Raw genomic sequence first — 23,715 nt, 5'->3', positions numbered from 1 at the left:
GATTGTTGAAATACGTAAATTTGAGAACCATATACAACCCCTCTAAACAAGCATAATTAAACTAACCATGGCTGAGAATAGGTATCATGATTTTTTTTCAGAATTAAAATATTTCATCATTGAATTGGGAATAGACGATGGAAAAATTGTTGGATGTTCTGATCATGAGATAGCATCGATAGAAAGTAGAATAGGAACGGCATTACCGGAAGCTTATAAGGAATACCTTAAAAGCGTAGGAAAGAAATTTCTTTTTGAATTTTTTGATGCGGAACAAATGTCATTTGAAGATTATGATGATATCAATGAATATGTCACAAATACTTTAACGGAAACAGGTTTTACATTTGAAAGAGAAGTTTTTCCCATATCTCACAGAAGATATGATTTTTTTAGGTTTTTCTATTTAAATGAGTCGGATAATCCTGAAATATGGTTTTTCGATGAATATCCAGAAGACGGTAGACATACCCAAAACTCACGACAGACATTTGTTCAGATGATATTAGATTTTTTCAGCCAGGCTTTGAGTAATCAAACTGCCGGATTCCACTGGGTCACAGCGGAAGAGACTAAGAAAAATGAAAATATTGTGAGAGATAGATACCTGAAGTGGTTTGGAGCCAATTTAAAATTAAAAAATCGGACCAGGGAAACCCATACGGACAATCCTTTTGTTCTTGAATTATACAAAACATTTAACGCTTACTTCAGTCCTGCAAACGAAAGAACTGCCCTTGAAGAATTGGGAAAATACAAAAATAAAACGGCTAAGAATGACTCTGATAAGGTGACGGCTGAACCTGAAAATAAAAAAACATCAGTTAAACCAGGGTTTTGGACTGCATTAAAAAGATTGTTTTCTTAATTTGTTGAAATTAAGGCATCTCTGATATGATAAAAACCATGTAAATTAAAATGATATGAATATAATGGAAAGATCTAAGATTTTGTTTGGAATTATTTTTCTCTTTTTTCTATTGGGTTGTTCAATCCCAACAGATTTTTACATCCAAAATTTAAGTCAGACAAAAAAGACTGTAAAAATCAATTACAACAGGAAAATTTCAAAATTATTAAAAGACAGTTTGTATGACAGTTTTAGTTTCAATTATGAGAATAATATTGTGCAGCCGAGATTTTTTCATGTCAATAAGAACCTAAAGCATCTTGAAAAAATAAGTATTGATAGCTGTAGCATTTCGTTAGAAATTGAGCCACATTCAACTGTAAGAATTGAAAAAACTCATAATTATTGGTGGACCCATATGATTGGTTATATTGAAATAGACGGTCAACCTTATGACATTCAAGAACTAAGGAAAAATTCTGAGGAAGTTAAACACGATTATATTTATAAAATAAAATGATTTTTAAAGTGTAATGATTAAAATTTTTATTTAGTTGTAAATAACACACCATATTTTTATGAAATTTAATGCTCTATTTTTGACGCCGATTTTTATTTATTCTTGTGCAGCAAAAAATGATTTTGAAAATAACACTGAGTTTAGAAAATATGAAATTGCATATCATTCTATTACTCACAAAATTAATCAGGAAAAGCCATTTCTCAAAGAATATAATTCTGATGCTTCAGGAGTGAAAATAATTCCTAAAATTTATAGAATCAACAAGTATTCAATTTATGGAAGTGAGTATTTCAAAAATGAGAACTCATTTTCAAACTCTATGATAAAGAAATTTTCTAAAAAATATACTGTAAAGAACTGGAGAAGAGATAGAAAGTATAAGGTATTAGAAATTAACGAACTGAATAAATTTCATGGACTGCTACAATATATTTATTTTTCTGAAATCAGAAATGATTCGCTTAGAGCCGAAATTATGGGAAATCCTTTTGCTAAATACTCAATGACTACAGGAGAGCATTATTTAATAATATTCGAAAACAGTCATATTAAATCTGTCCAAAAAACGGTTGGCCATTATGATTAAAATTTGGTATTCATGAATTGGAAAAAGTCTACTAGAATTAAAATCGACAGTATTTACAAAATCGAATAAAATGGATAATAATTTTTAAAAACACCATGCAAAGACAAATTTTACAACCTATTTTAATCATTCTTTCCCTGATTTTAACCACAAATTCTATTGCTGGACAGAAGAAAGAATTCCGGGATACTCAGGTGGATAGCCTGACTTTTTTAAATAACCGGAAAGTTGTAAACAGTTTAAATACTGAGGTTTTCAAGAAAAAAATATTCTCAAAAGATAGTATTCAGATTCCTTACAGGCTTTTAACTCCCCAAAATACTGTTAAGGGAAAGAAATACCCGTTAGTCATCACTTTTCATAATTCAACCAGAATTGGCAGTGATAATGAAAACCAGCTTGAACCGTTTGCCAAAATGTGGCTAAGGAATGAGATTTACAGTAAATATCAATGTTATGTGATAGCGCCACAGTTCAGTAAGCGTTCTTCAAATTATGAAAATAACAGTGAGAATATCCAAATTTCAAAACCTTCCCATGACGTTTTTGCTTTGTTGGAATTGATTAAAAATGTAGAAAAAGAATATCCGGATATTGATAAAGACAGGATTTATTTGATAGGGTACTCTATGGGGGCATCAACAGCACAAAACCTGATGAATATTCAGCCTGGCCAATTTGCAGCTCTGGTATCTGTAGCTGCTGTTCCTGATTTTTCCAATCTTAGAAAGATAAATAAGAAAAATATCTGGTTGATTCACGGAGAAAAGGATACTGATAATCCATATATCGGAAGTGTAGAATTATTTAATAAATTGTCTTCAGACCCTAACTTAGTTTTCACCACTTTCACACATCTCAATCACAATAATATTGTTATCCCATTTTTGCTGACAGAAGAAATTCCAAAATGGTTGTTTAAAAAACATAAATAAAAGACTGTACCGGATGTACAATACAGTTAATTCAATTCAGATAAATCCTGTAAGTTTTCTTGCAGGGTTTTTCGACTGTAAGGTCGTTGGCTTGTTGAAATCAGGTCTGGATCTCCATTTTTTTGTGTTTATATAAAAATATGTCTTCAGGTATATAAAACATCTTATATTTTTTTTGCTGATTTATGTAAGAGGTTGTAAATTAGGGGGTCATAAATCGTTTGTTTTTAAATATATTTTAGAAATTAATAAAAACTCCACCAAATCAGAAATAACCATGGCAGAATATCTTGCAAAATCAAATAATTCTTTATCCTTTGAGGTGACACAGGGTGACCAGTTGATAGGAAAGCTTACGTACGGAAGCTGGTTTAATTTTAATGCGATAGCAGAAATTGCAAACGTAACCTATCAGATTGAGCCTAAGGGTTTTTGGGGGACCACTATTGAGCTGAAAGATCATGAAAAAGTACTCTTAAAGTTCAGAATGAACTGGAATGGAGAAATTGTAGTCCAAACTTATTTTAATGGGATAAAAAATGGATTTCTTTTTAAACACAGAGGTATTTTTAAAGAGTCATTTGTATTGACTGATCAGGAGGGAATTGAGCTTTTAGTAATGAAACCCAACCTCAAGTGGAGTACCTTGAATTATGAATATGATATCACAACCTCTGATGCCTTTGAAACATTTCCTGATAAAGAAATTGTGCTGATCAATACCTTACACTGTGCCAATTATTATATGTCGATGATGATGTCTGCCATCATATAGCGATATAGCTACAATAAATACCTGCTGAAGATAGTATACCGAGATTAGTCCATTCATTATGGAACAAACAAAGAAAATATAGAACTAAAATATCATCAACAGATGATATAAAGGGTTTCTGAAATTTCAGAAACCCTTTATTTATGGCCTTTTTTAATAAGTTAATTTTATGATTTGTATCATATTTTTATTTAGAATTAATAAAAATAGAATAGTTTTGCAAAACTAAACTTAATTATACAATGAAAAGGACAATTATTTCTGCGGCTTTATTAGCCGTATCTATACTGAGTGCTCAGGAAAAAGATACGGTTAAAATAGCTGAAATTCAGGCAGTATCCCTACAAGGGACTCACAATTACAGAACCAAGAAATCAGAATCAGTAGCAAGACTTCCATTGGAAAACCTTGAAAATCCCACTGTTTATAACCTTGTTCCCAAGGAAATCATCAGTGAAATGAGTGCTGTGGACTTCAATACGGCAATGGCTTCAGCTCCGGGAGTGGTCGTGAATAACAGTGTAAACGACAGTGGAAATGATATTTTCCTGAGAGGTTTCAGTTCTTCTGCAAATTTTAGAAACGGTTTAATCCAAAACCCGAGAGTACAGTCTGAAATTGCTAACGTAGAAAGAATAGAAGTAATCAAAGGGCCTTCAGGAACTTTGTTTGGAGGAACATTAGCCAATTATGGAGGGGTAGTCAATGTAGTGACTAAAAAACCACAGGAAAATTTTGGAGGAATCATCAACTATACCACCGGAAGCTGGGGGATGAACAGAATCACGGCAGATATCAATACTCCGTTGAATAAAGAAAAAACAGCTTTGGCAAGATTTAATGTGGCTGCCTATTCTCAGGATTCTTTCCAGGATGCAGGCTACAATAAAGGCTTGTTTTTCTCTGGAAGCATTCTATACAAAGTCAGTGATAAAACTACCGTAACATTGGATACTGAATTCCATTCGCCGGAAAAAACACTGAATGCCTATGTGAGACAGTCTGAAAAGCTGACCCTTCACTCTATGAAAGACCTTGCAGCCATTCATGGCAGATCATTTACAAGCAATGACATAGGATCAAAAAGAACCAATTTCGTTACCATGGCTGAAGTCACCCATAAATTTAATGATCAATGGACTTCCAGAACGTCTTACCAGAGAGGAGAAGCTAACGAAAATGAATCTATATTTTTGGTGTTGAACTATTTAAATGATAATTCTGTAAGCCGAAGTATCCGCCCTTTTGATAATTATAAAATAACCACAGATAACATCCAGCAGAACTTTATCGGAGACTTTAAAATAGGAAAACTGAGAAACCGTCTGGTGGTAGGATTTGATTATTTCCACCAGAACAGTAAAAATCAATATCCTGTTTATAAAGTGGGTAAGAATGATTCTTCCGTATTCGTTCCATATCCTTTAAACGGAGTCATTGTAGACAAAGATCAGCCTCAGCCTACAGACGTCGTTTTACTGAATGAAACTTCTGACTGGACTTCAATTTCCCGGGATGTCGTGAAGGCACTTCCAAGAAATGGGACCAAATACGAAATATCACAATACAGTACGTACAGTGCATATGTTTCTGATGTTTTAAATATTACGGATAATTTCCTTGTAATGGCAAGTTTAAGAATGGATCATTATAAGAATGATGATATCAAAAGAAACGGGGTTCCCGGAAATGATGGGTACAATCAGACCCAGTTTTCTCCAAAATTTGGATTAGTCTATGAAATTAAAAAAGATGAAATTTCATTCTTTGCCAACTACGTAAATGGATTTAAAAACATAGCTCCTTCAGCTAACCAGGATGGAATTCTTACGAAATGGGATCCTGAGCAGGGGAATCAGTTTGAGGCCGGTTTTAAACTGGATCTATTTGGTAAGAAATTACTTTCAACCATTACCTATTACAATATGAAGGTTAAAAACAGAGTAATTGCTGATCCGGGTGGTTTGGGAAGCAGACAGGACGGAAATATTAAAAATCAGGGGTTTGAAATGGACGTGGTCATAAATCCGGTGAAAGGATGGAATATCGTTGGAGGATATGGGTATAACGATAACCGTTATGATGACAGAGGTAAAGATGCCGGAAAAAGAATTGCATGGACACCTAAACATGTAGCTAATTTATGGACCAGTTATAAAATTATGGATGGTGCTTATGAGGGCTTAGGTTTTGGGGCCGGGTTCAATTTTGTAGATAAAACTTATATCAATATTACCAATCACTTTCTTGCCCCTTCATACACTTCTGTAGGTGCTACTATTTTCTATGATAAGAAGAAATACAGAATTGGTCTGAAAATGAATAATGCCCTGAATGAGACCTACTGGAACTTTTATGGCCAGCCACAGAAGCCAAGAGAAGTTCTTGCCAACTTCGCATTTAAATTTTAATTAAAAATAAAAATTATTTAAAAGATATAGTTTGTTGGAAAACGCAACGGCGGTTTTCTATAGGAGGTGGAATTATCTATTCTTTCTGGAAATCTTGATTTTCAAGCGCCTTAAAAGCTGTATGCATGGTAATCCCTGCGTCTTTCCGTTTTCCAACAATTATATTATAGATAACAGGATAATTAGATATGGATAATAAAAAAACTAACCCCAAGAAAAAACAGGGAAAATCCCTGACCAAACGGATTACAGGTTGGCTGCATCTTTGGCTGGGACTTGTTTCCGGAATCATTGTACTGACTGTGACACTTTCAGGAACAGTATTCGTCTTCTGTGACGAAATTATAGATTTGTGTGGTGGAAGTGCCAAATATGTTCAGGTTCCTGCCAATGCAAAGAAAAGATCTCCTGAAGAACTCCTTGCTCAATTTCATCAGCAGGTTCCGGATCGTAAAGCATTTTATTTTGACACCTATAAAGAAGCAGACCGAAGCTTTAGAGTAGCTTCTGCTACCAAACCTCCTAAAGATAAGAATACAGAAAAAGCAGAAAAACCAAAAGGAAAGGGTCGTGGTCCGCGGGGAGTATTTGCCTATCATTACCTTGACCCTTATACCGGAAAAGTGCTGGGCTCTACAAAGAGCTATGAGTTTTTCTATGTTGTTGCCCATATTCATGCCCAGCTATTGGCAGGAAAGTTTGGGAAAACGGTGGTAGGAGTTGCTTCCATTATATTTTTCATCCAGCTTATCGGCGGGCTTATCCTTTGGTGGCCAAAAAAATGGAATAAAACCACCAGGACAACGGCATTCAAAATAAAATCGGGAACGAAGTGGCGCAGGAAAAACTATGACTTCCACAATGTATTCGGTTTTTATTCATTGCTCCCGGCAGTATTTATTACAATCACAGGGCTTATTATGGCTTATAAAGTCCTTACAGATCTTACACAAACTGCTTTTGGTGGCGTAGCAGATGCCCATAAAATTGCCGAAAAATTTGATCCTAAGTTTGATCCTGAGAAAAAAGCATTGCCTTTTACGGCTTTTATAGACAGAATTTTTAAAGAAATTCCTGAAGCAAAACAGATCAGGATGAGTGTTCCAAGAAATGACTCAGCGACTGTTTATAATGTAGTGGCAGCCCAATTTATCGGCTTAAAAAGTATTACAAACGGTAAAAGCAGGGAAATCAATAAATATACAGGAAATGAAATCATCTATCCGAAAGAAGTTCTGATGCATGAAGTGATTGAACATATGAATTTTGATCTGCATGTCGGCTATTGGGGCGGAATGTTTGGAAAAATCTTCACTTTCGTTATCGGGATCATCTGTACAAGCCTTCCGGTAACCGGATTCCTGATCTGGTGGGGAAGGAAAAATAAATCAACGAAAAAGACAAAGGAAATCAAAACTATTCATCAACACAGAAAAGACGAACATCATGAACAACTGGTTTAAATTTTTATACCTTTCCCTATTTTTAATGCTTACTTCAAAAGCCAATGCTCAGGAAAAAGTAATAGTGGGAGAGAAGCAGGTTTTATTTTCAAAAATTTTAAATGAAAACAGAGAAGTTTGGATTCATCTTCCTAAAACCTATGACGACACTACGATTAATCCGGCAAAATATCCTGTAATCTATCTTTTGGATGGTGAAATCAATTTTGAGTATTATGTAGGGATGACTGATTTTCTTGCCCGGACACCTTATGCTGATATTCCGGAATGTATTGTGGTAGGAATTAAAAATACGGAACGGACAAGAGACCTTACCCCCACAAAGGCTCAAAAGAAAAGTCCGGTAAACCCTAATCTTACCCTTTTTGCCGACAGTGGAGGAAGTGATAATTTCATAAAATTCATGCAGGAAGAACTGAAACCGTTTATCAATAAAAAGTACAGAACTCAGGAGTATTCTTTGCTGGTAGGGCATTCTTTTGGAGGGCTGTTTGCCATTAATACTTTTCTTACCCACCCTGATTATTTCAATGCCTATGTTGCCAATGACCCCAGCTTATGGTGGGATAATAAGGTGTTGATTTCCAAAACTAAAGATTATATTGAAAAGCATAAAAAGTTTCCTGCGAAAAAGTCTCTGTTTGTTTCCCAGGCAGATAATGAGGAACAGCAGAAAAACTGGAATTCTGATATGACGCAGGCCATAGAAGAGTTTAAAGGAATAGTGGAAAGCAATGGTTCACTGAACTATAAACACCGTTTCTTTGAAGGAGAAGTGCATGGTACTGTTTCTTATCCTGCAAATTATGAAGCCCTGAAGTTTATATTTAAAGGCTTCAGAACAGATATTAAACAACTTGCCAAAAATCCGGAATTGTTGGAGGGAGAATATAAAAAGCTTTCTGAGAAAACAGGAGCAGACTTCGTACCATCAGAATCCTATCTGAATGTATTGCTTAAATTTATGAAAAGTAACGAGTTCAAAGAATCTGAAACTTACTTTATACATATGAAAAACAGACTTTATCCTAAAGTAAAATAATGCTTACCGGATCATCAATTGAGTTTAAATAATTGTAAAAACAAAACCATAAGCACTCGTGTTTATGGTTTTGTCATTATTATTAGATAATTATAATAAGTTTTGGCTAAAGCCGATGGATGATTAATAAAATATAAAACGGGCTAAAGCCCGTTCCAATTGATAAATATGCTGTAATGACAGAATTTCTCATAAATGCTGCTTAGTAAATTACTAATGTCTGTTATCACAGTTGATCGTGAAGTCTTTCTGATTTTTATCTAAAAATGTAATGGAAGGGCAGCCAAAAGACTGTGCAACAAATCCAAAAATTACAGGAGGTTTCCCTTTGAACAGATAGCCGGTCCATTGAGAAGTATTGCCTTCATCATTACTGATTCCATTAAGGGGAGTAAATTCTGCCCCGTCGCCACCGGCTGTGGTAATCGTTTTTTCAAATGTTTTTTCATTACGGTCATTGATTATTACCAATTTGCGCTCCTGAACCATTTCATCCTGAAGATAGTCCTGCAGATAATAGGTGAGATCCTCATATTTTGCCTGATAGGTATCTCCAGGTGTAAGCTTGGAAGACGTAAAGTATTTCTTTGAAATGTCCGCACTCGCTTTCTTCCATTGAACAGGCTTCATTTTATTTTCAATAAAAGGGTTTTTATTCCCGAAATAGGCAACAGCATTCTCATATTTATTTCTGATATCCGGTTCTTTATGAGCTTCAATCTGAAATCCTACCATGTATGAAGTACCATCTACTTCTTCACCTTCCATAGAATAGAAATCTAAATAAGCAACCGCTTTAAGCTTGTTTAATGGAAGTTTTTCCAGTTTGTTGAATTGATAATTGTAAAGGTAAAGTGAATCATTCTCTGTAAGATGAAGTCCGTTCAGTATTTTACTTCTGTGCTTTGAATCAAGCTCAATATACTGAAGCTGCTCAGGAGAAACATTTTTCTGATTGCTTAAAGCCTCTTTCTGTATAGGCTGGGGATCGGTATAAATATCTGATACAGAAATAAAAATATCTGACAGCGCATCTTTCTGTCCGGAGGAAATTACAGTGACACTGTAAATATTAAAGTTTTTATAATCTATTTTTTCTTCCGTTGCTTTTGAAATTTTTACAGAATCATTAGTAGCAGTAATTGCTGTTTCGGAGGGCTTCTTTTCATCCTTCTTACAGCTGATAACCGCCAGTTGGGAAAATAAAAGAGCTGCGAAAATCCTAATCTTCTTCATAATTTTTTATTTGTAATGTTTTAGATCCTGTTTACATTTTATTCAGGAATTCTTATATATTTTGTTGACAAGACTCAATAGGTCAGTTTGAAATTATTTTTTGATTAAAAAGATGAACGTAAAGCTTATGAATAATTCCACTTTATTTTAAGTGGGCAAAGTGATGCGGCTTCGTCGCTGATGAAGATGTATGCTTATCCATACGCTTCGACGAATCAACGAAGTTGATTCTATCCTTTGCTCCCTAAAAATATAGATAATGAAGCTAAAGCTTTGCGTTAGAAAAACACATGTTTTAATTTATTTTATAATAAGGTTCTGAATAATACTTACTTGGCTTGATATAAGCTGTGTTTCTGTCTGCGTCAAAGATCCATATAAATCTGCGCAGCATATCAGCACCAAAATAGCTGACATTTTGTGTTTTAAGATTTCCCGAGAAAAAAGCCACGGAAATATCTTTGAAAACAAAGTCTCCTAATTTTAAAAAAGGAAGAATTCCCTGTTTGATAGCTAAATTTTGTGCATTGGAATTTTTAAGTGTTTTTTCTCCTATTATTTTTAATTTTTTTTCCAGTTCTTTCTCTTCAGTAAACTCATTACTATATAATACCCCACCTGAGTATCCGGATTGAAGAGCAAAATAAGACTCCTGTTGTTTCTCACCATCAACCACATTATCGGCAGCCACGATGAATACACCCTGATCCAGCATAATTTTAAGAGGTTGATAACCTGTAAGATCAGGGTTTTTGTCATAGATTACAAATTGACTGTTGTCATAATCAATTTTAAAAGTCTTTCCTTCAAATAGACTGGTTCCTATTTTTCCGTCCGATTCATAGCCTGAGAGCTGGTTGTCAAAAAATCGGACATCTTTCAGGGTTACCGGGCCAATATCCACCGTATTATGATCACTTATTTCTTCTTTATTGAAAATAATATGGTCTGCTTTTCTCTGCCGTTCCGGAGAAATAGAGCCATCTTTCATGGCAATCTGAAACATCAGGTCCAGTGAGTCTTTTTTGTTGACTTGGGACTTTACAATGATATTATTGTATTTTGTAATTCTGAAAGGGATGGTCTGCTGTGCCTGAATGCCAAGATAGCCGGCAAAAAGGAATAATAGGAGATTTGTTTTTTTGAGCATTGTTAGTAGTGATTGGTGTTAAAACTTTAAATTTACCCATTATCTTTGGATCGGCAAATAATATTGTGAAATGGTTGAAAAATTACTTCAAAGCGGACTTCACTGGGAAAAGAAAGAATTCAGGAGGAATGAGTTCCTGAAAATTGCAGGAAGTACAGATACCCATATCTATTATATAGAAAATGGGAGTGTCCGGATCTTTATGACAGATGAAAATGAAGAAAGGATCATCCGTTTCGGATATACCGGTAATATTATTGTTTCCCTGGATTCTTTTCTTTCCGGAAAACCATCCGACTTTTATATTCAGGCCCTTAAAAAGACTAAGGTGAAACGAGCCTCAAAACAAGATTTTTATGAAGTTATTCAGTCGGATGAAGAGCATATGAAGATGTGGATACAGGTCCTGGAAGAGCTGGTTTTGCAACAGCTGGAAAGAGAAAAGGATCTGCTGATTAGTTCTCCGCGGGAACGTTATGAAAGGGTGTTAAGAAGAAGCCCCAAACTGTTTCAGGAGATTCCCAATAAATATATTGCAAACTATCTCAGGATGTCGCCGGAAACATTATCCAGGCTTAAAAAATCTTGAGTTTAATCAAGATTTAAGAAGTAAACGATCTGGATATTTGCATAAAAAATGGACTATGAAAATTTCGACCTCACAACTCTTGGATGAACTGAAAAATAAGACCCAGCAACATCTGCAGTACGCAGAAACACTCTTAGGGAAACCTGAAGGGGACTTAAATTTCAGAATGTCAGCAGATAGCTGGAGTGTCCTGGAATGCCTGGAACATCTCAACCGTTATGGAGAATTTTATATTCCTGAAATCAGTCGTAAAATTGCTTCCTCTGCCACTTCTTCCAATTCTACTTTTAAACCGGGTATTCTCGGAAACTATTTTGCTAGGACGATGCTTCCTAAAGAAAAACTCAATAAGATGAGAACACTTAAGGCAATGAATCCTATTCATAGTCAACTGAATAAAAGCGTTATTGATGAGTTTATCAGGCAGCAAAAAGAGATGCTTGAGCTCTTGAAAAAAGCCGGACATGTTGATCTGGAGAAAACAAAAACAGGAATCAGTATTTCAAAATGGATCAGTCTGAAATTAGGAGATACCTTGCGATTTGTTATTTATCACAACGAAAGACATATGATGCAGGTAAGAGGAGTTTTGAAGAACATTTGAAACATTGATTGATGAATTCTAAAAAAGTAGTAATTTTAAACTAATGGAAATCATCTGTCAAAAAACCATACAAACTCCGCTTGGAGAAATGATCGCCTGTGCAGCAGATCAGGGAATCTGTTTACTTGAATTCACAGACCGGAAGAATATTGAAAAGCAGTTTAAATCTCTGTCTAAAGTGCTGAATGCTGAAATAGTAGAAAAGGAACATCCCCATTTCATACGGCTGGAGAAAGAACTTAAAGAATATTTTGAAGGAAAGAGGCAACGTTTTGATGTTCCATTATTCACCACAGGAACGGAATTTCAGGAAAAAGTATGGCAGCTCCTCTGTGAAATTCCAATGGGAGAAATAAGAACCTATAAACAGCAATCCGAATTTTTAGGAAATCCGAAGGCCATCCGTGCAGTAGGAACAGCCAATGGTATTAATAAAATTGCCATTTTAATTCCGTGTCACCGTGTGATTGGCTCCAATGGGGAGCTGGTAGGCTATGCGGGTGGAATCTGGAGAAAACAGAAATTATTGGAACTGGAGAAAGCTATTTTGTTTTAAGAATAAAAGAATAAAGAATAAAGAATAAAGAATAAAGGGGGATATTAATATTGGTATTTTCTGCTTAACACTTTCAAAATCATATATTTTCCGTACTTCAAAAATACCTGTCCATTTTTCGGTTGCATACCGCCTGTCAATGTTGATACATTTGAAGAAAAATAATAATGATCAGTTTTAAAGATTTACATCAGGGTGAAGAACCTTTATTATTAGGCAATGTATGGAATGTACAAAGTGCCAGGATATACGAGAAATTGGGCTATAAAGCACTGGCGACCTCAAGCTCGGCTGTGGCTCTTAGCTTAGGGTACGAGGATGGGGAGGAGATGAGCTTCGAAGAGTATTTTTATATTATTAAAAGAATCAAAGAATCCGTTTCTATTCCTCTATCTGTGGATCTTGAATCCGGATACGGAAATACAGCCGGGATTGTTACCTCTAACATACTAAGGCTTTTGGATATAGGAATTGCAGGAATTAACCTGGAAGATACGTATGTTGTGGATGGTATAAGACAGCTTTTGGATAGAGAGGCATTTGCTGAAAAACTGAAAGATATTTTCTCAACACTGAAAGAAAGAAAAGATGATGTTTTTATCAATATAAGAACTGATCCCTTTTTATTGGGAATGGAAAATGCATTGGAAGAAACTTTAAAGAGAGTGAAGCTCTTCGAAGAGCTTAAGGCTGACGGAGTTTTTGTACCATGCATAAGTGATGAAAATGATATAAAAACAGTGGTAAGCGCTACCCGGCTTCCTTTAAATGTTATGGCAGTACCGGGACTTCCGGATTTTAGTGTCCTTAAAAAGTTGGGAGTAAGAAGAATGACTTCCGGTGCTTTTTTAAACAGATACATTTACAAACAACTGGAAGTAATGAGTGAAGATATTACGAATAATAAAAGTTTTACCTCTCTTTTTGCTTAATCATGGAAATAAGTGACCAAATAATGTATGAAGCTTCTTTTAATAAAGACTCTTCATTTGAAGGAATCTTCTGGATGGCGGTAAAGACCACTGGAATTTTCTGTCGACCAACCTGTACGGCACGTAAACCTAAATTTGAAAATGTAGAGTTTTTTTCCAATACAAAAGACCCTATATTAAAGGGATACCGTCCTTGTAAAGTATGTAAACCCCTGGAAAATCCTGATGTAACCCCTGAGCATATAAAAAAACTATTACAGGAAATTGCTGAAGATCCCTCGTTGAAACTTAAAGATTATGATCTGGTAAAAAGAGGGCTGGAGCCTGCAACAGTTCGCCGGTGGTTTTTGAAACACCATGGAATTACTTTTCACACCTTTCAAAGAATGTCCAAGCTGAATACCGCATTTAAAAAACTTCAACAGGGGGAATCAGTTACAGAAGTGGCGTTTGAAACAGGGTATGAGAGTCTTAGCGGTTTCAATGAAAGCTTTAAAAATATTTTCGGAGTATCTCCTAAAAATAACAGAATAGAAAAGATTATTGATCTTAAAAGAATTGAAACAATGCTGGGAACTATGATCGCCTGTGCTGATGAGAATGGAATCTGCCTCCTGGAGTTTTCTGATAGAAAAGCACTTCCCACAGAGCTGAAAAGTATTTCCAAAGATCTTAATGCCAATATTGTACAGGGAGAAAATCCTCATTTTATCACCCTGGAAAAAGAACTTTCGGAATATTTTGAAGGAAGAAGAACCACATTTACAGTTCCTCTTTCTCCGGTCGGGACGTCTTTTCAGAAGCAGGTATGGGATATCCTTCAGGCCATTCCTTATGGAACGACAAGGAGTTATCAGGACCAGGCCGATATTTTGGGAAATCCTAAGTCTGTGAGGGCTGTAGCCAATGCCAATGGTTTTAATAAAATATCCATTATCATACCCTGTCACCGTGTAATTGGAAGCAATGGTCAATTAACGGGCTATGGTGGCGGAATCTGGAGAAAACAAAAATTATTGGAATTAGAGAAAGCTATTTTGTTTTGATTTTTGTAATTTTAAGCAAAAATTTACACGTGAAAAAGTTATTAGTTGCACTTTGCATCTCTGTTTCAGCATTCAGTTTTGCACAGGATTATTCCGTACCGGCAGCAAGTCCGCGTCAGAAGGTAGAACAGCAGTTTTCAATGTCTAAGATCTCTATCGACTACGGAAGACCGGGAGTGAAAGGACGTAAGATCTTCGGAGAATTGGTTCCTTACGGTCAGGTTTGGAGAGCAGGAGCTAACTCGTCTACAAAAATTACATTCGGACAGGCCGTTAATTTTGGTGGAAAAACAGTTCCGGCAGGAACTTACGGATTGTTCATCGTTCCTACAGAAAAAGAGTGGAAAGTAATCTTAAATAAGGATTTCCAACAGTGGGGCGCCTATACTTACGATCCTAAACAGGATGTAGTAGATGTTACCGTACCTGTGAATAAATTAGCAGATAAACAGGAGTGGTTTGAAATTACCCTGAATCCTACAGATGAAAACTCAGGAAATTTGGTGATCAAATGGGATATGGCTCAGGCAGAAGTTCCATTGAAGCCATCTAAGCTGGATACCGTGATTAAGATTTCTGATAAACTGAAGGAAATCAAGAAAATAGAATCAGACTCTACTAAAAAAAGCTAAGCTATGAATTTTTCTGTTCAGCCTGTTTTAGAGAATGAAGAACTTCAATTAATCCCCTTACAGCAAGGGGATTTTGAATCTTTATATGAAGTAGCTTCCGATCCTAAAGTTTGGGAGCAGCACCCCAACAAAGACCGGTACCGAAGAGAAGTTTTTGAAAGCTTTTTTCTTGGGGCTATGGAAAGTAAGGGTGCTTTTAAAATCATTGAAAAAGCTACCGGAGATGTGTTGGGAAGCAGCCGCTACTACAACTTTGATGAAAATGACAGTCATATTTTTGTAGGATATACTTTCTATGGAACAAAATCTTGGGGAAAAGGAATCAATCCGCAGGTTAAAAAACTGATGCTTGATTATATTTTCCAATATGTAGATAAAGTTCATTTCCATATTGGAAAAGAAAATTTCCGTTCACAAAAGGCATTAGAAAAACTTGGTGGTAATAAAATAGCAGAAGAGGAAGTTGCCTACTTTGCTGAGCCTACAAGAACCAACTTTGTATACGAAATCAAAAAAGAAGATTGGGCATGAAAAAATATAAAATCCAGCAATCGCCATTTATAGTTCCTACTACGGATGGAAAGCTGATTGAAGAGCACTGGGGAAACTCAACCGGAAATTCTAATGTTTCCATTGCTCATATGGTGGCACCTCCGGATTGGAGTGAGCCTCATCAGACTCCGGAGTTTGATGAATTTACCTATATTATTTCAGGAAAGAAACAATTTGAAATTGATGGTGAAATTGTAGAACTGGAAAAAGGGCAAAGCATTCTTATCGAAAAAGGAGCAAGAATACGCTACAGCAATCCCTTTTCAGAACCTTGTGAATATCTGGCTATTTGCCTTCCTGCATTTTCTATGGAACTGGTCAATAGGGAAGTGGAAGGAGTAGATTAGAATAGTATATACTTAAAATCCAACAAAGCAATCTCAATTTTGAGATTGCTTTGTTTATTTAAATGCCTATTAATACTGGATTTTTCACAATATTCATGCTTGTTATTTCCAATTATTTTGTAAGTTCGCGGACTTAAAAAAATAATAACTATTTAAAATATATGAAAAACAATTTATCAATTGTATTATTAATGGGTATTGCCCTTTCTACCACTTCATGTGCAAGTATGTTTACCGGTACTAAAGATAAAATTACTTTCAATTCCAGTCCTGAAGGAGCTAAAGTATTCCATAAAGGTGTAGAAAAATGTATTACTCCGTGTACTGCTGAAATCTCAAGAGCATTGAGTAAGCAGACCGTAACATTTGAAAAAGAAGGTTTTAATACTAAGGAGGTAAAACTAACGAAAACTTTTAACCCGGTCACTTTGCTGAATATCCTTTTTGGAGGGGCTATAGGGGTTGGAATCGATGCGGCAACAGGTTCTTTGACCAAATATTCTCCTAAAAAATATGACGTTGAGCTGGAAGCTCAATCCACTGAGTTAAAATAAAAATACCAAAAAGGCAAATTCGCTTGCGAATTTGCCTTTTATATTGATCTTATAGAATCTCCAGCTTAGGGTTTATTTCAGAATCTCTTTCAGAAACATCAGTGTGTGATTCCAGGCTCTTTTGGCCATTATTTCATTGTAATCCGGGGATTTAGGATCTGTAAAAGTATGTTTTGAATGGGCATAAGTGATGATCTGCCAATCGGCATTTCCTTCGTTCATTTCTTTGATCAGGTTATTATAATCATCGGGTGTTACACTTCTATCATCTGCCGGATTTTCTACCAGAATTTTAGCCGTTAGCTTTTCATTTTTTCTGGTCTGATCTCTTCCCAAACTTCCATGAATAGAAACAGCTCCTGCAACAGGTAAATTACCTCTGGCTGCTTCTAAAGCTCCTGTTCCTCCAAAACAATAGCCAATCACCGCTGTCTTGTCGGAAATAGCTCCGTTTTTCTTCAACTGATCCAGCGCCAATTCAATTCGTTTTTGATATTCCTTATAGTTCTGTTTGTAATATCCTGAGCTTTTAGCAGCAGCGTCGTTGTCAGCAGGAATCTTTCCTTCACCATAAATATCAGCGATGAAAGCAATGTATCCCTGTTTCTCAAGTTCTAAAGCTGCTGTTTTAGCTTCTTCATCAATACCTTTCCAGGCCGGAAGAATTAAAACTCCGGGAAGTCTTTTTCCTGCATTGGAAGTGATTAAACCATTCAGTTTTTGGGAACCGTCCTGATAGGAAACGGTTTTAAGTTTTTGACTGAAAAGTGTTCCTGAAGCCATAACCAATGTGGTTAATAAGATTGAACGTATCATATTTTTTTATTTTGTTATTGACCAATATATTCTGGATTTTATTTCTTTATGTTTATTTCCATGTTGGGCAGCCATTCCAATTGGGAATTCCGGGAGCATTAGGACATGCGTCATCTTTATCAGGGATTCCATTCTGGTCTGTATCCAGCCATATGCATCCATTATTTTCTACAGTACCTTCTTCATTCGGGCATTTATCGAGATAAAATAAAATGCTGTCTTTATCTTCGTCTCAGAGGTATCTTTTTTATCCTCAATGTTCTGAGCCTGGAAAAATGAGCCTGTGAAGATCAGTAAAAGATAAAATATTTTCATATCAATAAAAAATCCTCAACTAAATTACTTAAAATAACTTAATTGAGGAGATTTATATTTTATGCTGAAATACCTTATATTTTAACCCCTAAACCTGCAAGTTCCAGTTCCAGATTGGTTTCCGGACTTACATGAATGGTCATAAAACCTAAGGTTTTTGCCATTTCGATGTTCTTAGAATTATCATCAATGAAAACTGATTCTTCTGCATGAATGTTATACCTTTCCAATAAAACATGCCATATTTTAGGATCCGGTTTAATCAGTTTTTCCGTTCCGGAAACCACAATTTTTCCCTCAAAAATTTGAAAGAAATCATAGTTTTCCAATGCGTAAGGAAAAGTTTCTTCAGACCAGTTGGTCAGTCCGAAAAGTTGATAGTCCGTATTCTTGAGCTTTCTCAGTATTTCTACGTTCTGAGGGATATCACTCTTCAGCATGACTGTCCAGTTATCATAAAATGCTCTGATTTCTTTTTCCCATTCCGGAAATTTCTTTACCTGGATTTCTGTTCCTTCAGAAAGACTTCTTCCGCGGTCCTGTTCGATATTCCACTCGTCCTGAGCGATGTTTTCAAGGAAATATTCCATTTTTTCATCGTCTTTGAAATAGTCTTTGAAGAAATACCTGGGATTCCAATCCATCAGTACGCCTCCGAAATCGAATATGATGTTTTTTATTTTCATATGAATTAATAGTGTTGTGAACCACCCCGTCCAAAATTCTTTGAATTTTCGGCATCCCTCCAGAAAGAGGAGACTCTCATGACTGCAGCTGTAATATTCGTGAGATGGGAGTGGTATTATTGTTTTTTATTCATTATTGGTATCAATCTTAGCTTTTGTCTATTCCGGTTTATAAAACCTATACTGCCCGTCTTCATAATAGGCATTGATATGCTGAAGTCCATTGGTCAGGATAATTTCTTTGGCTCCAATAACGGAATTGTACCGGGCAGTTTGCTCAAATGTTTTTTCCGTCAGTTTGATATGAGGAGCCTTACATTCTATTAAGATAACAGGTTCCGTTTTTTCTGTAATAAGAAGGTCAATTCTCTTCGTCAGGCCATTTAAAACGATCTTTTTTTCTGTAATAAGGGCCGATGCAGAATAGGCTTTTACGGTGAGGTAATAATGTACCCAGTGCTGTCTTACCCATTCTTCAGGAGTAAGGAGAAGATAAGTTTTACGAATCAAATCATAAATAAAAAACTTATCTTTGTCTTTCTTGAATTTAAAATCAAAAGTTTCCTGAAAATTCAGTTTTGGAAGTTCCATTAATAAGATGAAAGAATTAGATTTAATCCTCAAAAATATTAAAAATAAAGAAGTTTTACCTATTTATTTTTTCCACGGAGAAGAAGCCTACTTTATTGATGTTGCTGTAAAAGCCCTTGAGCACAACTTTTTGGAGGAAGATGAAAAAGCTTTCAACCAAACGGTTACTTATGGAAAAGATACTTCTTACCAGGAGGTTCTTTCCTTGGCTAGGCAGTTTCCGATGATGGGAGATAAACAGGTGATCATCGTTAAAGAAGCTCAGGATCTGAAATTAAATGAAGATGAAAACAGAATTCTGGAATCATATGTTGAGAATCCGATACCTTCTACCGTATTGGTTTTCGCTCATAAACATAAGAAACTGGACAGCCGGAAAAAAGCGGCTAAAGCTTTAGATAAAGCCAATGCTCTTTTCCTCAGTGAATCGGTAAAGGAAAATAATCTTCCGAAATGGATTGCAGATGAGTGTACAAAACTTAAAATAAAAACAGCTCCCAATATTTCGCATCTTCTGGCTGAATATCTGGGAAATGATCTTTCCAGAATTGCCAACGAGCTGAATAAATTAAAGATCATCCTTAAAGAAGGGGAAGTACTGGACGGGACAATTGTTGAAAACCATATTGGAATAAGTAAAGAATACAATGTTTTTGAACTTCAGAAGGCGTTAGGAACAAAAAATGCCAATGCAGCCTTTAAAATTGCCCATTTTATGGGGAAGAATCCCAAGAATAACCCTTTCGTAATGCTGCTTGCAAGCCTTTATAATTATTTTTCTAACGTTATTATCTATCAGACCATGGCTGGACAGCCTCCGCAAACTATTGCTTCACAAATGGGGGTAAACCCGTATTTTGTTAAAGATTATGCGGAGAGTGCCAGGTTATATCCTTTAAAACATGCCACAAGAGTAATCTCTATTTTACGAGAGTTTGATATGAAAGGAAAAGGTCTTGGTGCTGTGAATATGGGAGAAGCAGAACTCATTAAGGAACTGGTGTATAAGATCATTAATGTAGATAAAATTAAGATGAAAGTCTAAGTTTTAAGAAGTAGGGATATTGGGATGTTACAGGGTATTTTTTGATTTTAAAATGTATGAATCGATGAGGAAATTTATTTTTCTTGCTCTATTACCTGTATTTTTCCTGAGCTGTACAGCAAAGAAGGCTGAAAGCCAAGTCGTAAAGGGAGACCACTATGAATTAAAAAAATCAGACAATCAAAAAGCTGTTCTGGTTTTATTTCCTTGTTTTCCCTGTGATATTGAGCATACAAAGACTGAAGCAGGCTTCCTGAAAAATATAGAACAAGAAGGAATTACAACATTACTTTTAGACTATAATCAAAGACTCTTTTTAACGGACGCCGAAAAGGAAGAATACTCAAAAACTTTACTTTCTATATTGGATCAACATGACGTTGATAAGAATAATGTTTTTATCGGGGGCTTTTCCAGTGGAGGGAATGTCGCATTTTTACTCTCCAGTTATTTAATAAAAAGTAATAATTCTATTCAGCCCAAAGGTATGTTCGTAATAGATTCTCCTATTGATTTGGAAAAGCTGTATGATAATGCCCAAAAGGATGTTTTAGCTAATATAGATGCTGATGCAGTAGAAGAAGGGAAATTTCTGATGGCACTTTTTGAAAAAGAACTGGGTAAACCATCTGAAAATCAGGAAAAATATAAAATAGCTTCACCTTATTTGATGTCCTCTCCTTCAATTGAAAATATTCAATATGTAAAAGGGATTAAAACAAGGTTCTACTGTGAACCGGACCTGGAATGGCAACAGCAAAACAAAGGCAGAAAATGGGAAAACCTTAATGCTTTTGCCCTGAAAAAAGCTAATGAGTCCTTACTCAATCTCGGAAGTGAAAAGTCAGAATATATAGAAACCAAAAACCGTGGAATAAGAGCTAACGGAAAAAAACATCCTCATTCCTGGAATCTTGTGGAACGTGGAGAACTGGTGAGATGGATGCTGCCATGAGTTGGAAATAGAAAGTTGAAAAATAGGTACCAGACATTCTGTATTTTAATTTTGCACTATCAACTATCAACTATCAACTATCAACTATCAACTATCAATTGACAGCCGATATATCTGTTATTGACAAGTATCATTAAAATAACTTTAAAAAGACCATAAAAATTCCGAAATTAGCAGTCTTAATTTAATTAAATCTTTTCGAACAAGTAAATTATGGAGCAAAACATTTTAGATTGTGTGATCGTTGGATCTGGGCCTTCTGGCTTCACCGCTGCTATATATGCAGCAAGAGCAGACTTGAAACCTGAATTGTATACAGGTTTGGAGCCGGGCGGACAATTAACAACCACTACAGAAGTTGATAACTTTCCAGGGTATCCAGCCGGGATTACAGGTCCTGAAATGATGATGGATCTGCAAAAACAGGCAGAAAGATTTGATACCAAAGTTCATTATGAAATGATCACTAAGGCTGAGTTTTCTAAGGAAGTAGGCGGTGTTCACAAATTATATGCAGGAAACAAAGAAATTCTTGCCAAAACAGTAATCATCTCTACAGGAGCTACCGCAAAATATTTAGGTCTTGATGACGAGAAAAAATATGCAGGAGGTGGAGTTTCCGCTTGTGCTACATGTGACGGATTCTTCTACAGAGGAAAAGACGTAGTAGTAGTAGGAGCAGGAGATACAGCAGCTGAAGAAGCGACTTACCTTGCCAAATTATGTAAAAAGGTAACTTTATTGGTGAGAAAAGATGTTTTCAGAGCTTCAAAAGCAATGGTTCACAGAGTAGAGAACACTCCGAATATCGAAGTGAAGTTCCACCATGAGTTAATCGGGATTGAAGGAGAAAACAGTTTGGTAGAAAGAGCTGTAATCATTAATAACCAGACTCAGGAAACTTCTAAAGTTGAGGTTGAAGGAATCTTCATCGCGATTGGTCACAAACCGAATACAGATATCTTTGTAGGCCAGATAGATCTTGATGAAAACGGGTATATTGTTACTGAAAAAGGTTCTTCAAGAACGAATCTTCCAGGAGTATTTGCTGCAGGAGATGTTCAGGACCATATCTACAGACAGGCTATTACCGCTGCAGGAAGTGGATGTATGTCTGCAATGGATGCAGAGAAATATCTAGCTGAGTTACATTAATAGTATTCAGTTTATAAAATACAAAGCGTACCATCAGGTGCGCTTTTTTATTTATATATGGATTTTTCAATATAGAAAGTGTAAAATAATACAGTGTTTATATTGCTTGTTGGAATATCGCAAAGGCGCAAAGTTTTTAATTTTTATGTACGATTTAAGGCGCAAGAAAATCAGAGATTTTCAGCAAGTGATTGTTTATATTATTTAGCTTATAAAATACAACGTGTGCCTGATGGTGCGCTTTTTTTATTTATATATGGATTTTTCAATATAGAAAGTGTAAAATAATACAGTGTTTATATTGTTTGTTGGAATATCGCAAAGGCGCAAAGTTTTTAATTTTTATGTACGATTTAAGGCGCAAGAAAATCAGAGATTTTCAGCAAGTGATTGTTTATATTATTTAGCTTATAAAATACAAAGTGTGCCTGATGGTGAGCTTTTTTTTGTTTATATATGGATTTTTCAATGTAGAAAGTGTAAAATAATACAGTGTTTATATTGTTTGTTGGAATATCGCAAAGGCGCAAAGTTTTTAATTTTTATGTACGATTTAAGGCACAAGTTACAGGAAGGATATAGCATTACCAATTGTAGCTGAGATATAATCTTTGCGCCTTTGTGCATCCTAATAATCACTTTGTAATTAATATCAAAAAATCAATTGAATAATGAAATAGGTAATAAAAACATTGATATATTTGTGAAATTGCAAAACGACCTGAGTTTGCATTCTATTGAATAGCACTTAACAAAACGAATAAAAATGAAAAGAGTAACAGCCATCGGAGGAATCTTCTTTAAATGTAAAGAACCGGAACAAGTAAACGAATGGTATAAGACCCATCTGGGATTGGAAACGAGCCCTTACGGAACCAAATTCGACTGGAAAGAAGTGGATTCGGATAAGAAAGGGTATACGCTATGGAGCCCTTTTAAAGAGTCTACCCAATATTTTGAGCCCTCAACAAAAGAATTTATGATCAATTACCATGTAGAAAATATTGAAGCATTGGTAGAAGAGCTGAAAAAAGAAGGGGTAACTGTTCTGGATGAGGTGGCCACCTATGAATATGGAAAATTTGTACACATCCTGGATCCTGAAGGAAATAAAATTGAATTGTTCGAACCGGCAGGGGAGTAGCCTTTTCTGATTTATCATTCCGTAGGAATCCCGTTTGATTGATTAGGATTTTGAGATTGATGCTGTTTTATTGGCAAATTACATATTAAAAGGGTGATGATTCCCCTCCTCTGGAGGGGTGGCGAAAATTCAAGGAATTTTTGACGGGGTGGTTTTCCTGATCTTATATGGCTTCTTTTATTTTTTATATTCTAAATAGGTTTGTTGAATAGAAAGCCATTACGT

General features: G+C 35.5%; 27 protein-coding genes. 22 read left to right on the top strand and 5 right to left on the bottom strand.

What is annotated here, in order from left to right:
* Positions 1 to 67: 67 nt before the first annotated feature.
* The 8 genes from JML65_RS00345 (at position 68) to JML65_RS00310 (ending at position 8,585) form a co-directional block, all read left to right on the top strand.
* Positions 68 to 868 carry an SMI1/KNR4 family protein gene (locus JML65_RS00345; protein WP_202269572.1) on the top strand — a complete coding sequence of 267 codons (801 nt, stop codon included), beginning with the start codon at positions 68 to 70 and terminating at the stop codon, positions 866 to 868.
* 55 nt (positions 869 to 923) lie between these two features.
* Complete coding sequence (locus JML65_RS00340) at positions 924 to 1,370, top strand: hypothetical protein (RefSeq protein WP_202269571.1); 447 nt, start codon at positions 924 to 926, stop codon at positions 1,368 to 1,370.
* Between the two features lie 58 nt (positions 1,371 to 1,428).
* Positions 1,429 to 1,959, top strand: a complete 531-nt coding sequence (locus JML65_RS00335) for a hypothetical protein (RefSeq protein ID WP_202269570.1) — start codon at positions 1,429 to 1,431, stop codon at positions 1,957 to 1,959.
* Between the two features lie 95 nt (positions 1,960 to 2,054).
* Complete coding sequence (locus JML65_RS00330; RefSeq protein WP_202269569.1) at positions 2,055 to 2,894, top strand: phospholipase; 840 nt, start codon at positions 2,055 to 2,057, stop codon at positions 2,892 to 2,894.
* A 277-nt stretch (positions 2,895 to 3,171) separates the two neighbouring features.
* Positions 3,172 to 3,669 carry a hypothetical protein gene (locus JML65_RS00325; protein ID WP_202269568.1) on the top strand — a complete coding sequence of 166 codons (498 nt, stop codon included), beginning with the start codon at positions 3,172 to 3,174 and terminating at the stop codon, positions 3,667 to 3,669.
* 242 nt (positions 3,670 to 3,911) lie between these two features.
* Positions 3,912 to 6,080 (top strand): TonB-dependent siderophore receptor, encoded by a 2,169-nt coding sequence (locus JML65_RS00320; RefSeq protein ID WP_202269567.1) that lies wholly within the window; start codon positions 3,912 to 3,914, stop codon positions 6,078 to 6,080.
* A gap of 188 nt (positions 6,081 to 6,268) precedes the next feature.
* Positions 6,269 to 7,543, top strand: a complete 1,275-nt coding sequence (locus JML65_RS00315; RefSeq protein WP_202269566.1) for a PepSY-associated TM helix domain-containing protein — start codon at positions 6,269 to 6,271, stop codon at positions 7,541 to 7,543.
* Positions 7,527 to 8,585 (top strand): alpha/beta hydrolase, encoded by a 1,059-nt coding sequence (locus JML65_RS00310; RefSeq protein ID WP_202269565.1) that lies wholly within the window; start codon positions 7,527 to 7,529, stop codon positions 8,583 to 8,585. The genes JML65_RS00315 and JML65_RS00310 overlap by 17 nt, the downstream gene beginning before the upstream one ends.
* A 213-nt stretch (positions 8,586 to 8,798) precedes the next feature.
* On the opposite strand, the gene JML65_RS00305 is transcribed toward JML65_RS00310, so the two are convergent.
* Positions 8,799 to 9,821 carry a hypothetical protein gene (locus JML65_RS00305; protein WP_202269564.1) on the bottom strand — a complete coding sequence of 341 codons (1,023 nt, stop codon included), beginning with the start codon at positions 9,819 to 9,821 and terminating at the stop codon, positions 8,799 to 8,801.
* Between the two features lie 295 nt (positions 9,822 to 10,116).
* Positions 10,117 to 10,971 (bottom strand): hypothetical protein, encoded by an 855-nt coding sequence (locus tag JML65_RS00300; RefSeq protein WP_202269563.1) that lies wholly within the window; start codon positions 10,969 to 10,971, stop codon positions 10,117 to 10,119.
* A 70-nt stretch (positions 10,972 to 11,041) separates the two neighbouring features.
* On the opposite strand from JML65_RS00300, the gene JML65_RS00295 reads away from it, so the two are divergent.
* From JML65_RS00295 to JML65_RS00255, 9 genes are all read left to right on the top strand, one after another.
* Positions 11,042 to 11,560 carry a Crp/Fnr family transcriptional regulator gene (locus JML65_RS00295; RefSeq protein WP_202269562.1) on the top strand — a complete coding sequence of 173 codons (519 nt, stop codon included), beginning with the start codon at positions 11,042 to 11,044 and terminating at the stop codon, positions 11,558 to 11,560.
* Between the two features lie 55 nt (positions 11,561 to 11,615).
* Positions 11,616 to 12,164 (top strand): DinB family protein, encoded by a 549-nt coding sequence (locus JML65_RS00290; protein WP_202269561.1) that lies wholly within the window; start codon positions 11,616 to 11,618, stop codon positions 12,162 to 12,164.
* A 43-nt stretch (positions 12,165 to 12,207) separates the two neighbouring features.
* A complete protein-coding gene (locus JML65_RS00285; protein WP_202269560.1) occupies positions 12,208 to 12,720 on the top strand; it encodes a methylated-DNA--[protein]-cysteine S-methyltransferase in 513 nt (170 codons plus the stop codon).
* A 167-nt stretch (positions 12,721 to 12,887) separates the two neighbouring features.
* Positions 12,888 to 13,652, top strand: a complete 765-nt coding sequence (locus JML65_RS00280; protein ID WP_202269559.1) for an isocitrate lyase/phosphoenolpyruvate mutase family protein — start codon at positions 12,888 to 12,890, stop codon at positions 13,650 to 13,652.
* Positions 13,653 to 13,654: 2 nt separating this feature from the next.
* Positions 13,655 to 14,698, top strand: a complete 1,044-nt coding sequence (locus tag JML65_RS24050; protein ID WP_115919941.1) for a bifunctional transcriptional activator/DNA repair enzyme AdaA — start codon at positions 13,655 to 13,657, stop codon at positions 14,696 to 14,698.
* 29 nt (positions 14,699 to 14,727) lie between these two features.
* Positions 14,728 to 15,330, top strand: coding sequence for a DUF2911 domain-containing protein (locus tag JML65_RS00270; protein WP_047485699.1), 603 nt, complete (start codon positions 14,728 to 14,730; stop codon positions 15,328 to 15,330).
* Between the two features lie 3 nt (positions 15,331 to 15,333).
* Positions 15,334 to 15,861, top strand: coding sequence for a GNAT family N-acetyltransferase (locus JML65_RS00265; protein ID WP_047485146.1), 528 nt, complete (start codon positions 15,334 to 15,336; stop codon positions 15,859 to 15,861).
* Positions 15,858 to 16,229: a cupin domain-containing protein gene (locus tag JML65_RS00260; RefSeq protein ID WP_047485144.1), complete on the top strand. Its 372-nt coding sequence runs from the start codon at positions 15,858 to 15,860 to the stop codon at positions 16,227 to 16,229. The genes JML65_RS00265 and JML65_RS00260 overlap by 4 nt, the downstream gene beginning before the upstream one ends.
* A gap of 161 nt (positions 16,230 to 16,390) precedes the next feature.
* A complete protein-coding gene (locus tag JML65_RS00255; RefSeq protein ID WP_084085924.1) occupies positions 16,391 to 16,783 on the top strand; it encodes a PEGA domain-containing protein in 393 nt (130 codons plus the stop codon).
* 72 nt (positions 16,784 to 16,855) lie between these two features.
* Here the strand turns inward: JML65_RS00255 and JML65_RS00250 are convergent, their stop codons facing one another.
* Positions 16,856 to 17,599 (bottom strand): dienelactone hydrolase family protein, encoded by a 744-nt coding sequence (locus JML65_RS00250; RefSeq protein ID WP_202269558.1) that lies wholly within the window; start codon positions 17,597 to 17,599, stop codon positions 16,856 to 16,858.
* Positions 17,600 to 17,616: 17 nt separating this feature from the next.
* On the opposite strand from JML65_RS00250, the gene JML65_RS00245 reads away from it, so the two are divergent.
* The gene (locus JML65_RS00245; protein ID WP_123863345.1) at positions 17,617 to 17,805 is read left to right on the top strand and encodes a hypothetical protein; all 189 of its coding nucleotides are present in this window, start codon (positions 17,617 to 17,619) and stop codon (positions 17,803 to 17,805) included.
* A 183-nt stretch (positions 17,806 to 17,988) separates the two neighbouring features.
* Here the strand turns inward: JML65_RS00245 and JML65_RS00240 are convergent, their stop codons facing one another.
* Positions 17,989 to 18,600 carry an HAD family hydrolase gene (locus JML65_RS00240; protein WP_202269557.1) on the bottom strand — a complete coding sequence of 204 codons (612 nt, stop codon included), beginning with the start codon at positions 18,598 to 18,600 and terminating at the stop codon, positions 17,989 to 17,991.
* A 159-nt stretch (positions 18,601 to 18,759) separates the two neighbouring features.
* Positions 18,760 to 19,191, bottom strand: coding sequence for a type I restriction enzyme HsdR N-terminal domain-containing protein (locus tag JML65_RS00235; RefSeq protein WP_115919947.1), 432 nt, complete (start codon positions 19,189 to 19,191; stop codon positions 18,760 to 18,762).
* A 7-nt stretch (positions 19,192 to 19,198) separates the two neighbouring features.
* Here JML65_RS00235 and holA point away from each other — a divergent pair, with 7 nt between their 5' ends.
* The 4 genes from holA to JML65_RS00215 all read left to right on the top strand — a co-directional run bounded on the left by holA (position 19,199) and on the right by JML65_RS00215 (position 23,490).
* The gene (gene holA / locus JML65_RS00230) at positions 19,199 to 20,236 is read left to right on the top strand and encodes a DNA polymerase III subunit delta (RefSeq protein ID WP_047485137.1); all 1,038 of its coding nucleotides are present in this window, start codon (positions 19,199 to 19,201) and stop codon (positions 20,234 to 20,236) included.
* A 64-nt stretch (positions 20,237 to 20,300) separates the two neighbouring features.
* Positions 20,301 to 21,191, top strand: coding sequence for a hypothetical protein (locus JML65_RS00225; protein ID WP_202269556.1), 891 nt, complete (start codon positions 20,301 to 20,303; stop codon positions 21,189 to 21,191).
* A 213-nt stretch (positions 21,192 to 21,404) separates the two neighbouring features.
* On the top strand, positions 21,405 to 22,346 hold the full coding sequence (gene trxB / locus JML65_RS00220; RefSeq protein WP_047485132.1) for a thioredoxin-disulfide reductase: 942 nt from the start codon (positions 21,405 to 21,407) through the stop codon (positions 22,344 to 22,346).
* Positions 22,347 to 23,112: 766 nt separating this feature from the next.
* A complete protein-coding gene (locus tag JML65_RS00215) occupies positions 23,113 to 23,490 on the top strand; it encodes a VOC family protein (RefSeq protein ID WP_047485130.1) in 378 nt (125 codons plus the stop codon).
* Positions 23,491 to 23,715: the final 225 nt, after the last annotated feature.

It is taken from the genome of Chryseobacterium sp. KMC2 (assembly GCF_016756935.1).
GTDB lineage: Bacteria > Bacteroidota > Bacteroidia > Flavobacteriales > Weeksellaceae > Chryseobacterium > Chryseobacterium rhizosphaerae.
Note: the sequence above shows the minus strand (reverse complement) of the source record. Positions and strands in the feature narration are given on the sequence as shown.

Coding starts and splice junctions, on each gene's coding strand:
- JML65_RS00345 (WP_202269572.1), top strand. CDS start 68: ATGGCTGAGAATAGGTATCATGATTTTTTTTCAGAATTAAAATATTTC.
- JML65_RS00340 (WP_202269571.1), top strand. CDS start 924: ATGAATATAATGGAAAGATCTAAGATTTTGTTTGGAATTATTTTTCTC.
- JML65_RS00335 (WP_202269570.1), top strand. CDS start 1,429: ATGAAATTTAATGCTCTATTTTTGACGCCGATTTTTATTTATTCTTGT.
- JML65_RS00330 (WP_202269569.1), top strand. CDS start 2,055: ATGCAAAGACAAATTTTACAACCTATTTTAATCATTCTTTCCCTGATT.
- JML65_RS00325 (WP_202269568.1), top strand. CDS start 3,172: ATGGCAGAATATCTTGCAAAATCAAATAATTCTTTATCCTTTGAGGTG.
- JML65_RS00320 (WP_202269567.1), top strand. CDS start 3,912: ATGAAAAGGACAATTATTTCTGCGGCTTTATTAGCCGTATCTATACTG.
- JML65_RS00315 (WP_202269566.1), top strand. CDS start 6,269: ATGGATAATAAAAAAACTAACCCCAAGAAAAAACAGGGAAAATCCCTG.
- JML65_RS00310 (WP_202269565.1), top strand. CDS start 7,527: ATGAACAACTGGTTTAAATTTTTATACCTTTCCCTATTTTTAATGCTT.
- JML65_RS00305 (WP_202269564.1), bottom strand. CDS start 9,821: ATGAAGAAGATTAGGATTTTCGCAGCTCTTTTATTTTCCCAACTGGCG.
- JML65_RS00300 (WP_202269563.1), bottom strand. CDS start 10,971: ATGCTCAAAAAAACAAATCTCCTATTATTCCTTTTTGCCGGCTATCTT.
- JML65_RS00295 (WP_202269562.1), top strand. CDS start 11,042: ATGGTTGAAAAATTACTTCAAAGCGGACTTCACTGGGAAAAGAAAGAA.
- JML65_RS00290 (WP_202269561.1), top strand. CDS start 11,616: ATGAAAATTTCGACCTCACAACTCTTGGATGAACTGAAAAATAAGACC.
- JML65_RS00285 (WP_202269560.1), top strand. CDS start 12,208: ATGGAAATCATCTGTCAAAAAACCATACAAACTCCGCTTGGAGAAATG.
- JML65_RS00280 (WP_202269559.1), top strand. CDS start 12,888: ATGATCAGTTTTAAAGATTTACATCAGGGTGAAGAACCTTTATTATTA.
- JML65_RS24050 (WP_115919941.1), top strand. CDS start 13,655: ATGGAAATAAGTGACCAAATAATGTATGAAGCTTCTTTTAATAAAGAC.
- JML65_RS00265 (WP_047485146.1), top strand. CDS start 15,334: ATGAATTTTTCTGTTCAGCCTGTTTTAGAGAATGAAGAACTTCAATTA.
- JML65_RS00260 (WP_047485144.1), top strand. CDS start 15,858: ATGAAAAAATATAAAATCCAGCAATCGCCATTTATAGTTCCTACTACG.
- JML65_RS00255 (WP_084085924.1), top strand. CDS start 16,391: ATGAAAAACAATTTATCAATTGTATTATTAATGGGTATTGCCCTTTCT.
- JML65_RS00250 (WP_202269558.1), bottom strand. CDS start 17,599: ATGATACGTTCAATCTTATTAACCACATTGGTTATGGCTTCAGGAACA.
- JML65_RS00240 (WP_202269557.1), bottom strand. CDS start 18,600: ATGAAAATAAAAAACATCATATTCGATTTCGGAGGCGTACTGATGGAT.
- JML65_RS00235 (WP_115919947.1), bottom strand. CDS start 19,191: ATGGAACTTCCAAAACTGAATTTTCAGGAAACTTTTGATTTTAAATTC.
- holA (WP_047485137.1), top strand. CDS start 19,199: ATGAAAGAATTAGATTTAATCCTCAAAAATATTAAAAATAAAGAAGTT.
- JML65_RS00225 (WP_202269556.1), top strand. CDS start 20,301: ATGAGGAAATTTATTTTTCTTGCTCTATTACCTGTATTTTTCCTGAGC.
- trxB (WP_047485132.1), top strand. CDS start 21,405: ATGGAGCAAAACATTTTAGATTGTGTGATCGTTGGATCTGGGCCTTCT.
- JML65_RS00215 (WP_047485130.1), top strand. CDS start 23,113: ATGAAAAGAGTAACAGCCATCGGAGGAATCTTCTTTAAATGTAAAGAA.